The 13006-nt window shown below is 46.5% G+C and carries 9 protein-coding genes; 4 read left to right on the plus strand and 5 right to left on the minus strand.

From position 1 onward, the window contains the following. Nucleotides 1–114: 114 nt before the first annotated feature. A complete protein-coding gene (gene purB / locus ACY0JR_RS14385; RefSeq protein ID WP_462634802.1) occupies nt 115–1467 on the minus strand; it encodes an adenylosuccinate lyase in 1353 nt (450 codons plus the stop codon). 224 nt (nt 1468–1691) lie between these two features. Between purB and ACY0JR_RS14390 the strand changes: the two genes are divergently transcribed. Continuing rightward, on the plus strand, nt 1692–3698 hold the full coding sequence (locus ACY0JR_RS14390) for a transglycosylase domain-containing protein (protein ID WP_462634803.1): 2007 nt from the start codon (nt 1692–1694) through the stop codon (nt 3696–3698). Nucleotides 3699–3961: 263 nt separating this feature from the next. On the opposite strand, the gene ACY0JR_RS14395 is transcribed toward ACY0JR_RS14390, so the two are convergent. The 3 genes from ACY0JR_RS14395 to hemG form a co-directional block, all read right to left on the minus strand. After that, entirely contained in the window at nt 3962–4924 is a 963-nt protein-coding gene (locus tag ACY0JR_RS14395; protein WP_462634804.1) for a TerC family protein, read from the minus strand. Between the two features lie 190 nt (nt 4925–5114). Then, the gene (locus ACY0JR_RS14400) at nt 5115–5846 is read right to left on the minus strand and encodes a polyprenol monophosphomannose synthase (protein ID WP_462634805.1); all 732 of its coding nucleotides are present in this window, start codon (nt 5844–5846) and stop codon (nt 5115–5117) included. Between the two features lie 24 nt (nt 5847–5870). Continuing rightward, nucleotides 5871–7211: a protoporphyrinogen oxidase gene (gene hemG, locus ACY0JR_RS14405; protein WP_462634806.1), complete on the minus strand. Its 1341-nt coding sequence runs from the start codon at nt 7209–7211 to the stop codon at nt 5871–5873. A 128-nt stretch (nt 7212–7339) separates the two neighbouring features. Between hemG and ACY0JR_RS14410 the strand changes: the two genes are divergently transcribed. After that, nucleotides 7340–7882, plus strand: coding sequence for a D-glycero-alpha-D-manno-heptose-1,7-bisphosphate 7-phosphatase (locus tag ACY0JR_RS14410; protein WP_462634807.1), 543 nt, complete (start codon nt 7340–7342; stop codon nt 7880–7882). Between the two features lie 552 nt (nt 7883–8434). Here ACY0JR_RS14410 and ACY0JR_RS14415 read toward each other — a convergent pair. Further along, entirely contained in the window at nt 8435–9835 is a 1401-nt protein-coding gene (locus ACY0JR_RS14415; protein ID WP_462634808.1) for a type III PLP-dependent enzyme domain-containing protein, read from the minus strand. Nucleotides 9836–9920: 85 nt separating this feature from the next. Between ACY0JR_RS14415 and ACY0JR_RS14420 the strand changes: the two genes are divergently transcribed. Both ACY0JR_RS14420 and argS read left to right on the plus strand, forming a co-directional pair. Further along, nucleotides 9921–10901 (plus strand): arginase, encoded by a 981-nt coding sequence (locus ACY0JR_RS14420; protein ID WP_462634809.1) that lies wholly within the window; start codon nt 9921–9923, stop codon nt 10899–10901. A 7-nt stretch (nt 10902–10908) separates the two neighbouring features. Then, nucleotides 10909–12699 (plus strand): arginine--tRNA ligase, encoded by a 1791-nt coding sequence (gene argS, locus ACY0JR_RS14425; protein ID WP_462634810.1) that lies wholly within the window; start codon nt 10909–10911, stop codon nt 12697–12699. Nucleotides 12700–13006: the final 307 nt, after the last annotated feature.

Here is a 13006-nt window from a genome sequence, read left to right on the forward strand (position 1 = left end):
ATTATTAGTAATAAGTATGTTAGAGAGATTAGTCTATAAACACAGAAGCGGGTAACTCTGAGAAAGAGTACCCGCTTCTGTGTTTAGGGGATTAAGAGTTGCTTGAAAACTGAATTAGAACAGCTGAATACCAGTAAAATTGAAAGGGGATATTCCTTTTAACTCTGTTTTCAGTTCCTCTTTTATGTTAAGAGTGTCAATGAAGTTCTTAATAGAGGCTTCCGTTATTTTCTCGTTGGTTCTTGTTAAGCCTTTCAGGGCCTCATAAGGAGCTGGGTAGCCTTCTCTTCTTAGTACCGTTTGGATGGCTTCGGCTACCACTGCCCAATTGTCTTCTAAATCTTTGGTTAATGCTTCCTGGTTCAACTGGAGTTTACCAGTTCCTTTTTGCAGAGACTTTAGAGCGAGCAAGGAATGTGATAGAGGAACTCCTATATTCCTTAATACAGTAGAGTCGGTTAAGTCTCTTTGGAGTCTGGAAACTGGTAATTTTTCGGACAGATACGCTAAGATTGCGTTTGCCATTCCTAGATTTCCCTCTGCGTTTTCAAAGTCAATAGGGTTAACCTTATGGGGCATGGCAGAAGATCCAATCTCTCCTTCCTTAATCTTCTGCTTGAAATATCCCATAGAGATGTATTGCCATAGATCACGGGCAAAGTCAATCAAGATGGTGTTAATCCTTTTGATATTATCAAAGAGAGCAGCCATGTGATCATAATGCTCGATTTGAGTTGTTATCTGACTTCTTTGCAGTAGAAGCTTTTCTTTGAGGAAGGTATTTCCGAAACTAACCCAATCAATTTCTGGATAAGCAACATAATGAGCATTGAAGTTTCCTGTGGCACCACCAAATTTCCCTGCGAAGGGAATTTGATTTAATAAAAGAAGTTGCTGTTCTAAGCGTTCCACAAAGACCTGTATCTCTTTGCCTAATCTGGTTGGGGAGGCAGGCTGTCCATGGGTATGGGCTAGCATAGGAACTTCTTTCCATTCTACTGCTAGTGCGGCTAACGTGTCTCTTAATTGAAAGAGATATGGTAAATACTCCATCTGAATGGCTCTTTGCAGAGACATGGGAATAGCTGTGTTGTTTATATCTTGGGAGGTGAGGCCAAAGTGTACAAATTCTTTTTGCTCACCAATTCCTAGTTTCTCCAGTTTATCCTTCAGGAAATACTCTACCGCTTTTACATCATGGTTCGTGATCTTCTCTGTTTCTTTAATGACTTGGGCATCTTCTATGGAAAAGTCTTCATAAATGCTTCGCATGGAAGCAAAAAGATTGGTGTCTATGCCTTTTAGATGAGGAAGGGGAAGTTCACAGAGAGAAATAAAGTATTCTACTTCTACCAGTACCCGATATCTAATGAGTGCGAACTCAGAAAAATACTCAGCAAGTGGTGCTACCTGCCCGCGGTACCTACCGTCAATGGGAGAAATAGCAGTAAGGGCATTTAAATTCATAGGGAAATATTTTACTCAAAGATATAAAGGAAGATCAGAACGTCTAACTGCCAGAACTTATACAGTGAGTTTTCGTGTTTCTTTTACTAAACCTTGACCAGATGTCCGCGTATTTATCGTCTTGCATCATATTGCATTTTACAGTGTCATAGAATGCATTACTTTTGCAAGTTGGAGTAAAGTTTGCATGATACTCCATCGTATAACTAACCAAAGAAAGCACCTTGTCTAAGTTCACAGATTTTTTTGTCAGGAATAGGAAGAAGTTCCTGATTGGATTAGGGGTGTTCGCCTCATTACTCATTATTAGCTTTGTCGCTTTCCTGATAAACCGGGAAAGAATACTTAAGTATGCAGTTGCAAAAGTTATTCAGAAGGTAGAGAACAAGTACCCGGCTAAACTTCAGATTGGCAAAGCAAGCTTTTTAGACCTGAATACAGTTTTAGTAACAGATATTGCTTTGCTGCCCGAGGGCCAGCCCAGGTTGCTGCAGATTGACACAGTGGAAGCTACGGTCAGCTTTAGGTCGCTCTTTCTGGGGAGAATGGTTTTCAAACAGTTTGATGTTGCCAATGGAGATATAACTGCCTACAAGCAAGATAGTACAGATAATTTCTCTTTTCTCTATAAAAAGCAAGATACCGGCAAAGCCGCAGATCCAACAGGCAAAAATTCGAACTACGGTACTTTGCTGAACAGATTGATTGAGACCGCTTTTGAAAACGTACCAGATGGCGTAAACTTCAGAAACTTGGGTGTATTGTTTACCAATGATGGCCGAACCATCAGCATGAAATTACCGACGCTCTTAATTGAAGATGGAGAGATTGATGCCCGTATGACCATCACTGCCGAGGCTGTGACAAATACCATGTTTGTAAAGGGGGTTATAGATCCTGCCAAATACCTGCTTGCTGCTAAGTTCTACGGCGATAACCAGTCTGGAAGTATTGAGGTGCCTTATATAAAGCAGAAGTTTGGTGCCACCATGCGGTTTGACACCCTTAGTTTAAGCATTACAGACAAAGTATTTAAGGGTAATCAGCTAACTATAAGGGGAGAGTCCAGTGCTTACGGGCTAGTGCTAAACCACCCGAAGATAGCCGATGAGAATGTAACGGTACAGAATGGAGCCATGAAGTATGTGCTAACTTTAGGTGAGCACTATTATGCGTTGGAGCCTGAATCTGAAGTACGCATTAACAAAGCCGTTTTCTACCCGCAGATAACTTATGAGACGGTTCCTAAGCGTAAGATTGGAATCAAAGTAGATTCACCAGAGATTCCAGCCAATGATTTGTTCGGATCATTGCCTCCCGGATTATTTGACACGTTCAAGGGCCTGAAGGCTACCGGCACATTCAAGTATAAGCTGAACTTCTACGTAGACATGGCTAGAATAGATAGCCTGAAGTTTGATTCTGATTTGGATGCACAAAACTTTCAGATTACGGATTTCGGGGAGAATGACCTGCGTAAACTGAATCAGGAATTCACGCATACGGTGTATGAGAAGGACAAAGTAGTAAGAACGTTCAAGGTGGGACCATCCAATCCTAACTTCACGCCTTATAACCAAATTCCAGACTACCTCAAGTATGCTATCTTAACTGCCGAAGATCCTCGCTTCTTAACGCACAAAGGCTTTCATGAAGGGGCTTTCCGTCATTCCCTCATCACCAACATCAAAGAAAATTCGTTTGTGCGGGGCGGAAGTACGATTTCTATGCAATTGGTGAAAAACGCCTTCCTAACCAGAAAGAAAACCATCACCAGGAAAGTAGAGGAAGCGCTTATTGTCTGGATAATTGAAAACCTTCGGCTTACCTCAAAGGAACGCATGTTTGAGGTGTACCTGAACATCATAGAATGGGGCCCTAATGTATATGGGGTGAGAGAAGCGTCACGTTTTTACTTCTCTAAAGAGCCCAGCCAGTTAACCTTGGAGGAAAGCCTGTTTCTGGCCAGTATAGTCCCTAAACCAAAGCAATACAGAACCTATTTTGATGTCTACGGCGGCTTGCGGGCATACCCACGCTACTTCTTCAAGCTGATTAGCGGCATCATGCTGAAAAGGGGCTTGATCTCACCCTCAGAACATGCGGGTGTCTCTTCGTATGTGAATTTAAACGGAAGAGCGGGTAGCTTTATCATTCCTAAACCAGATACCACACAAATACAGATGATGGATACCTTGCAACTGGCACCCATAGATCTGCTAGATTTCTAAGATAGAGTAAAGGTCATAAAAAAGGCAGTGTTTCTGAGAGACACTGCCTTTTTTATGACCTGAAAATTGAAGCTGTTATTTAATTGATTGTCTTAGAGTGTTTGGGGGATGTTTTAACGAAATCAGCCTTAAAACGCTTTATCTAAGACAGTTTATAGAGTACTCAGTCTATAAACTTGTCTTGGTGAGTCTGTTTTAAAGCTGTTTTTCCCAAAGCAGCTTCAAAACAGAACCAAAGCCGTCAACATCACCTAGCAAGCAACTTAAGAAAGAGAGCCTTCTTCCGGGTCTTGAAGGGGAACTACCGGGGCATCCTTCTTCGGGAAGAGCAAGGAAAGGATAACCGAAGTAGCAAGTATGAAGGCCACTACACCAAGGGCGATTCGCATATCTAAATGGAATACATCTGAGAGCACCAGTTTGGCTCCAATGAACACCAGAATAAGGGACAAACCATAGTGCAGGTAATGGAACAACTGCATAATACCCGCTAGAGCAAAGTATAGTGCCCGTAAACCCAACAAGGCAAATACATTAGAAGTGTACACAATGAATGGGTCTTTGGAGATAGCCAGAATAGCTGGGATAGAATCTGCCGCAAACACAATATCTGTGGTTTCAACCATAATCAGCACCAGAAACAGCGGGGTGGCAAACCGGGTTTTATCAATCTTCACAAAGAATTTGTCGCCGTGATGCTTGCTGGTCACTGGTACGTACCGACTCACAAATTTTACCACTGGGTTAGCTTCAGGGTCTATCTCTTCATCACTTTTGGAGAAAGCCATTTTAAGGCCCGTAAAGATGAGGAAGCCACCCAGAATGTAAATGATGAAGTGGAACTTGGCAATAAGCGTCACGCCCACCAGGATAAAGATGGCTCTAAAGAACAGGGCCCCTAAGACACCCCAAAAAAGTATCTTGTGCTGCACTGCTGCAGGAACATGAAAGAAATTGAAAATCAGGATGAAGACAAACAGGTTGTCTACACTCAGAGATTTTTCAATGAGGTAGGCCGTTAAGAACTCCAAGGCCGGGCCGCTGCCTCGCCAGAAATAAATCAGCACGTTAAAGCCCAGCGAGAGAATGATCCAGAAGGCGCTCCACAGCAGCGCCTCTTTAATCTTTACTACGTGTGTTTTACGGTGGAACACGAACAAGTCTAACGCAAGCAGAAGCAAAACAAAAGCGTTAAACCCAACCCAAAATAAGATATCTGTCTTCACGGTTTTTAAGATAGGTTATAGGGCAGAAGGTATACGTTGAGATGTAGTCAATTACCACAAATGGAGTACACTATCCCAAGATTGAAAATGAAAGATACGCCGAAACAACCGCAAAACCATGAGAACACGGTAAGGATGCTTCCGTTTTGATGCTGTTTACCAGAAAAGGCCTCTGAAACAGGAACGAAGTTTAGCGGGCAAATCGTCTGAAATAACTGCTCACTTTCATTTGAATCACGCCCAAAAAAGCTTCTCTGATAATGCCTTTGCTCATTTTAGATTGACCTTTAGTGCGGTCTGTGAAGATGATGGGCACCTCTTTTATCTTGAACCCAAATTTGTAGGTGAGAAATTTCATCTCAATCTGAAAGGCATAACCTATAAACCGGATCTTGTCCAAGTTGATGGTCTCCAGTACCTGGCGGTGGTAGCACTTGAAACCAGCAGTAGCGTCATGAATAGGCATACCCGTGATAAGGCGCACGTACCGGCTCGCAAAATAGGAGAGAAGCACCCGGCTCATAGGCCAATTGACTACGTTCACTCCACTGCTGTACCGGCTACCAATGGATAAGTCATAGCCTTCCACCGCACAGGCATTGTAGAGGTGCATCAAATCATTGGGGTTATGGGAGAAATCGGCGTCCATCTCAAAAATGAAGGTATAACCCTTCTGAAGCGCGTATCTGAACCCGTGGATGTACGCGGTACCCAGTCCTAGTTTGCCTTTACGCTGTTCCAGATGAAGCCGATCTGGGAACTCCTTCTGGAGAGTTATGACCGCTTCGGCGGTGCCGTCTGGGGAATTATCGTCTACAATAAGAAGATCAAAAGGGTGGGGAAGTGAAAGAACCTTGCGGATAATGGCTTCTATGTTTTCTATTTCATTGTAGGTCGGGATGACCACCACGGACTCTTTCATCCCTCAAATATAATCTATAAGGTTTTACAGGAGGGAAGGGCGTTGGGAAAATATTTTTTGCGCTAACTGTTTCGCATAAGAGATACAATCTGGGACTGACGGCCCCGTCACCCAGTTGGAACAGGCATACAAATGATCTTCTTCCAGTAAGTTCAGGAGCTGATGCACATCTGTGATGAACATGTCTGCCTGCGGAAGCGCACTGGGCCATTGGTAACAATGCTGGAAGGCGGGTAGTTTAGCTGCGATAGCATAGTTGTGGGTGAGTTCTTCGTGTACCCGTAACAGGATCTCAGCCTCGGGCAGATGGGCGTACTCGGCCGCTTGGCTCCCGCCCACAAAAGAAGTAAACAAGACTTCATCATCTGGGCAGACGCGGGGAAAGAGCGAACTGCTCCAAACCGTTCCTGAACTGAACGGCTGCTCGCGCTGTGGATGCAAAGCGCCAATGCCATTTAAGGGGAAACCCACCGCATGTTTTCTATACGCGGTATGTACCACGGTAAGCGGAACATAAGAAACATTGTGCAGCGCGGCGGCCAGGCCAGGAGTGGTGTAGTCCAGCAACTCAGCGGCCGCGTGGGCCGGTAAAGCAATCACCACCGCGTCAAACTCCTCATCGGCTAGACCTTCCATGTCATGCTGAATGCTGAGCATGTACTTTCCCTTCACCTTATGGATCATCTCCACTTTATGATCTACGTGCAAAGACACCAGCTTGGAGGCAATGGCTTCGGGGAGCGCCTGTAACCCGTTGAGCAGCGACACAGTTTGCTTTCTGGGCAAATCCAGCTGCAAGTCCAAGCCCTTTAAGACGGAACCATGCGTGGTTTCCATTTCCTTCAAAACCGGAAAGGTTTTCTCCAGCAGAAGTTTGTCGGGGTCGCCGCCGTAAATGCCCGCTACCACGGGTTTTACCAAATAATCTACCACTTCCTGCCCAAACCTGCGGTGGAAAAACTGGCTGATGGTTTCTTCCGGTACTTCCTGCGGCGGCAAGGTCGCTTCCTGCGTGATTTTGAGTTTGGTGCGCCAATGGAAGAAGGAATTTAACAGCAAGCGGCGCGGAGAAGACGGAATGCAGTAATACTCGCCGTCTTTCCTGATGTAGTAATCTTGGTTTTTGGTGGCCGGGCGTATCACTTCTTCTTCCAGCTTCAGTTCTTGCAGCAGTTCCTGTAGTTCCTCGTTCAGTTGCAGAGAGTGCGGACCAAGTTCCAGATGGTAGGCACCTTGCTTGACACTTTTGATAACGCCGCCCACCTGAGGTTCGCTTTCAAAAAGGTCATAGCGTACCCCTAGCTTCTGAAGATAGTAAGCCAATGCCAGTCCTGAAATTCCTGCTCCTATGATGGCTACGCGCATGTGGGGGACAAAATGAGTTGTCCTAACGTACGCAAGAGCGGCCAATACGTTTTCTATCCAGTTTAAGGAAAGTAAGGCAAAAGCGGTTTTCTACCCGGAGCCAGTCAGGTTTCCTTATTTTTGACCCCATGGAAGAGCAGAAACAAAACCAGAAAAGAAAAGCGGTTTTCCTGGACCGGGACGGCGTCCTGAACGTGGAAAGGGGAGACTATACCTGGCGAACAGAAGATTTTGAGGTATGTGCGGGCGTACCCCAGGCCTTGCGGCTACTCAAAGAAAAGGGTTACTTCTTGATTGTGGTCACTAACCAGGCGGGTATCACCAAAGGATTGTACACGAAACAAGAGGTGCTGGCCTGCCATGATAAACTGCAAGCCGCCTGCGGTAATGTGCTAGATGCCTTGTATATGGCGCCGGGGCACCCTTCGGTTTCTGAGTCGCTTTCCAGAAAACCAGATAGTTTGATGCTGGAACGGGCCATGGCCAAATTCAACGTAGAACCATCGGAATGCTGGTTGGTAGGAGACCAGCCCCGCGATGTGCAGGCTGCCACTAAATGCGGGATAGCAGCAGTATTGGTAGGGCCGCACACACCCGGTACCCACGTAAACCAAAAAGTAGATTTACTGGAAGCCGCCCAGTGGATAGTAGCTCAAACAGTGAAAGTTTAACGGATAAGCCTATTTTGAATTGGACAATTCGTAAACCTTCTATTCCCTGGCAAGAAAGGGAAAGCGACCTGATCCATTTTTCTGCTGTCTTTAGACGGGAGCCTAACTTGATATGCTTATAAATGCGTTGAAAGGGTTGAAACTTGTTTTAAAGCTTCTTTCCCAGAAAGAGGCATTAAACAGACAGTCAATTTACGTGGGTGAAAAGATGGAAGGACGTCAACCCAGCATCTACTGAAAAAGGAAAGCCCCGGAAGATAACTTCCGGGGCTTCAATACGATCATATAGTGTCAGAAGAACGTTATCTACTCGTTCTGTTAGTTGTAGGAGCTTTTGCCATAGCCTTCGCCATCGCTTTTGACTCTACCGAGCGGTCAGATTTTTGAGAATAGGCCGGGCAAGTAGCCGATTTGCAAGAGGCAAAGCCCAACACACAGATAGTAGTTAGTAGAAAAATGTTCTTCATATAATTATTAATACAACATATAAGATATCTTACTTCAAATCTACGGCTTTTGTTTAGGATTATTATTCTTTTGGTGAAATATTTCTTAATCCTTATATCCTAAAATCTGAAGCATAGAATCTACGTTTTGCTCTGGGGCAAAAACCCATGACTTGAGGGTGCCATCTGCTTCGCGGTCAATGATCACGTGCTGCGGCGACGGAATGAGACAGTGCTTCACACCACCATACCCGCTGAGGCTTTCCTGGTATGCGCCCGTGTGGAAGAAACCAATGTACTGCGGTTCTGGCTGATCTTTCTTTACTTTAGGTAAGAATACCTGGAAGGAGTGCATCTCAGAGTTATAATAATCCTGGCTGTCACAAGTGAGACCGCCAATGTTGAGGCGCTGGTAGTCTTTGTCCCAGTTGTTAAGGGCCATGAGAATATAGCGTTGGTTCAGGGCCCAGGTGTCGGGTAGATTGGTGATGAATGAGCCGTCAATCATGTACCACAACTCTTTGTCATTCTGCAACTTGGTGTCCAGAATAGAGTAAATGTGTGCACCACTTTCGCCCACGGTATAAATCCCGAACTCAGTGAAAATATTAGGCTCTGGTACGCCTTCCTCACGGCAGATGCGTTGGATGGTACGCAGAATCTCCTCAATCATGTACCGGTAATTGTAGTCGAACTGAATAGAGGTTTTGATGGGGAAGCCGCCGCCAATGTCAATGGTGTCCAGGTCGGGGCACAGTTTCTTCATCTCGCAGTATTTGTGCACAAAACGGCTCAACTCTGACCAGTAGTAAGACGTGTCTTTGATGCCCGTATTGATGAAGTAATGGAGCATTTTGAGCTTGAACTTAGGGTTGTCCTTGATCTTGCTTTCGTAAAGTCCCACCACGTCATTGTAGTTGATACCCAGACGTGAGGTGTAGAACTGGAACTTCGGCTCCTCATCAGAGGCCAACCGTATGCCTATCTGGCAGGTGTCTTCAATATAGCCCTGGTAGTAATCAATCTCGTGCAGATCATCCAGCACGGGCGTAATGTTCTTGAACCCGTCATTGATCATGCTGGTGATGTGGTTGCGGTAGAGCTCGCGTTTGAAGCCGTTGCACACCACAAAAATATTCTTGTCTACTTTGCCTTTCTCATACAAGGCCTTAATAATAGGCATGTCAAAGGAAGAGGACGTCTCAATGTGGATGTCGTTCTTCAGGGCCTCCTCTAAAACAAAAGAGAAGTGGCTGGACTTCGTACAGTAACAATACGTGTAGGTTCCCTGGTAATTCAGCTTCTGCATAGACTCCTTGAACAGGATCTTGGCCTTCTGAATCTGGGAAGATATCTTAGGGAGGTAGGTGAGGCGCAGCGGCGTACCGTATTGCTTCACCAGGTCCATCATGGGAATACCGTTGAAATAGAGTTCGTTATTATGAACTGTGAATTCCTCCGTAGGGAAATCAAAAGTTTGGTGAATGAGATCGGTGTATTTATCCATTAGATTGTTAACGCTTCAGAGAAGCACATGACGTGCGAAATTGTTAGTTATTTACCATCTTTGCAAAAACTAGGTTCTCTTTCAAATGAAAAAAATCAGACTAATTGAAGTGAAATCTGAGCTGGGTGCGGGCAAGAGAGGTGCTAGTCTGGGGGTAGATGCCCTCAAAATCGCTTGCCTGAACAAAGGATCAGATTATTTCAAGCGATTTACCTCCGTTGAGGTGCCCAACTTCAATGATGTCATGTTTGAGAAAAACCTTTTTCCACATGCCAAATACATAGACAGCATTCTGCAGACCTATAAACGCATAAGCTCTACCGTGGAGCATACGTTGGAACTGGGAATGTTTCCGTTGGTACTGGCCGGTGATCATTCTAACGCAGGCGGCACCATTGCTGGTATAAAAGCGCATTACCCAGACAAAACATTGGGCGTGATCTGGGTAGACGCCCACGCCGATATCCATTCGCCCTACACCACGCCATCCGGGAACATGCACGGCATGCCGTTGGCGGTTTCTCTGGCCGAAGACAACAAAGACTGCCAGGTGAATGAACCAGACCCCGAAACCGTTTTCTTCTGGGAGTCACTGAAAAGAGTAGGCACCGAAGACCCTAAAATCAAGCATGAGCACATTGTCTATATAGTGACCCGCAGCTACGAGAAGCCCGAGGTCTATCTGTTTGACAAGCACAACATCAAAAACTTCACGTACCCAGAGGTCATCGCCAAGGGCGTACCACAGGTAGCCGAAGAAGCGTTGCACCGCCTCAAAGACTGCGATATCATCTACGTGTCGTTTGACGTGGACAGCCTGGATTCCAAATTTTCCATGGGAACGGGCACGCCAGTAGAGGTGGGGCTCAACGTGGAGCAGGCCAAAGAGCTGTGCCAGCATCTGGTCAGTCACCCCAAAGTAGTTTGCTTTGAGATGGTGGAGATCAACCCCACCCTGGACGCCGAAAACACCATGGCGCAAAACGCCTTTGAAATACTAGAGAATACAACGCAGACCATTGTAACGCGGCTGAACCAGGAAGCCCGTTCAGAGGCTACCGCATAACTTATCTATGAAACAATTAGAAGCTCAGATAGCCCAAGCCATCAGCGAGGCGCTGCTACATACTTTTCAACATACGCTCGCTGCCGCACAAATCAACCTGCAACCCACCCGCAAGGAGTTTGCCGGTACCTTCACGTTTGTCACCTTTCCCTTGACCAAGGCGCTGGGAAAAGGCCCGGAGCAAATTGGCCAAGCCTTAGGCGAGGCGTTGACGCAGCACGCGGCAGAAGTAGCCGGTTACAACGTGGTCAAAGGTTTCCTGAACATTGAAATCAAAGACAGCGTTTGGCTTCAGCAATTTGCAGAGCAGGTTTCTGGGGTTGTTTCGGCAAAAACAGCGCAAAAGCAGAAAGTGGTGGTGGAGTATTCCTCGCCTAACACCAACAAACCGCTGCACTTGGGTCACTTACGGAATAATTTCCTGGGCTACTCGGTGGCCGAGATTCTGAAAGCGGCCGGTCATGACGTGGTAAAAGCCAATCTGGTGAACGACCGCGGCATCCATATCTGCAAGTCCATGATCGCTTATGAGAAATTTGGGCAGGGCGAAACGCCGCAGAGCGCCAACATCAAAGGCGACCACCTGGTGGGTAAGTACTACGTGGAGTTCGACAAAGCCTACAAGCAGGAAATTGACCAACTGGTAGCCCAGGGCATGGACAAAGAGCAAGCGAAAAAGCAGGCTCCTTTGATGCTGGAAACCCAGGAAATGCTCCAGAAATGGGAACAGCATGACCCTGCCACCATTGCCCTTTGGGAGAAGATGAACGGCTGGGTGTACGAAGGCTTCCATGAAACCTACAAAAACATTGGCGTTGATTTCGATAAGTTCTACTACGAGTCCGGTACGTATCTGCTGGGCAAAGACCGCGTAGAAGAAGGCCTGGAAAAAGGCGTGTTCTTCAAAAAAGCCGACGGATCTGTCTGGATTGACCTCACGGAAGAAGGCCTGGACGAAAAACTGGTGCTTCGCGCCGATGGCACTTCGGTGTACATCACACAGGACCTCGGCACCGCCGAACTCAAATACCAGGATTTCCACTATGACCAGAGCGTGTACGTGGTGGCCGATGAGCAGAATTACCATTTCCAGGTACTCAAAGCCATTCTGAAGAAGTTGGGCAAACCCTACGCCGACGGCATTTACCACCTTTCTTACGGCATGGTGGACCTGCCCAGCGGCAAGATGAAGTCCCGCGAGGGAACCGTGGTAGACGCCGACGAACTGGTGCAGGAAATGATTGATACCGCCCGCCAAAAAACCGATGAACTGGGCAAGATTGACGGTTTTACGGCAGAGGAAGCGCAGCAACTCTACCACACGCTGGCTATGGGCGCGCTCAAGTACTTCCTGCTCAAAGTAGATCCCAAGAAACGGATGCTCTTCAACCCCGAGGAATCCATTGATTTCAAAGGTAACACCGGGCCGTTCATCCAGTACACCCATGCCCGTATCGCCGCCATTCAGCGCAAAGCCAAAGAGTTGGGCATCACGTCTGGCGCGGAAGCGTTTGCTGACGTAGAAGCCCTACACGAAACCGAGCGCGAAGTGCTGGTACTCCTGAACTACGCAGATTCTATCATTGACGAGGCCGCCCGTAACTACGCGCCGTCCATCATTGCGCAATACGCGTTTGACGTAGCCAAAGCCTACAACCGTTTCTATACCGAAGTTCCTATTTTCCAGGAAGCCAATGCCCAGGTGCTGAGCTTCAGAATTGCGCTGTCGGGGCAAGTTGCCAAGACCATCAAGCACAGCATGAGTTTGCTAGGCATTGCCGTGCCAGACAGGATGTAACTTGCCTGGTACGCGATTATAGCTTACTTTCAGTAAACCGAGCCTAGAACAGGAATTGATGCCTCCAAAGGCTAGGGTAAGGATTTCACTCGCTCGCCTCTGGCGAGTGTGAGCTACCTACAGCCTCTGGCTGTTTCTCTGCTTGTTTTGAATAAATGTACCCAAAGCGGCGGGACGCCGCAGGTAGCTCACACTCGCCAGAGGCGAGCGAGAAGTATGTTTAACATGAAAGAAAGGACAGGAAAAGGAAGGTGTTTCTGGGCCTCTTTGAGGAAAGAAGCCTAGAAACAAACAAATTCGTACATAA

Source organism: Rufibacter sp. JT3400010, assembly GCF_054956755.1.

What these genes read in the sequence shown, in the direction of transcription:
- purB (WP_462634802.1), bottom strand. Translation starts at nt 1,467, where the DNA reads ATGAATTTAAATGCCCTTACTGCTATTTCTCCCATTGACGGTAGGTAC.
- ACY0JR_RS14400 (WP_462634805.1), bottom strand. Translation starts at nt 5,846, where the DNA reads ATGAAAGAGTCCGTGGTGGTCATCCCGACCTACAATGAAATAGAAAAC.
- hemG (WP_462634806.1), bottom strand. Translation starts at nt 7,211, where the DNA reads ATGCGCGTAGCCATCATAGGAGCAGGAATTTCAGGACTGGCATTGGCT.
- ACY0JR_RS14410 (WP_462634807.1), top strand. Translation starts at nt 7,340, where the DNA reads ATGGAAGAGCAGAAACAAAACCAGAAAAGAAAAGCGGTTTTCCTGGAC.
- ACY0JR_RS14415 (WP_462634808.1), bottom strand. Translation starts at nt 9,835, where the DNA reads ATGGATAAATACACCGATCTCATTCACCAAACTTTTGATTTCCCTACG.
- ACY0JR_RS14420 (WP_462634809.1), top strand. Translation starts at nt 9,921, where the DNA reads ATGAAAAAAATCAGACTAATTGAAGTGAAATCTGAGCTGGGTGCGGGC.
- argS (WP_462634810.1), top strand. Translation starts at nt 10,909, where the DNA reads ATGAAACAATTAGAAGCTCAGATAGCCCAAGCCATCAGCGAGGCGCTG.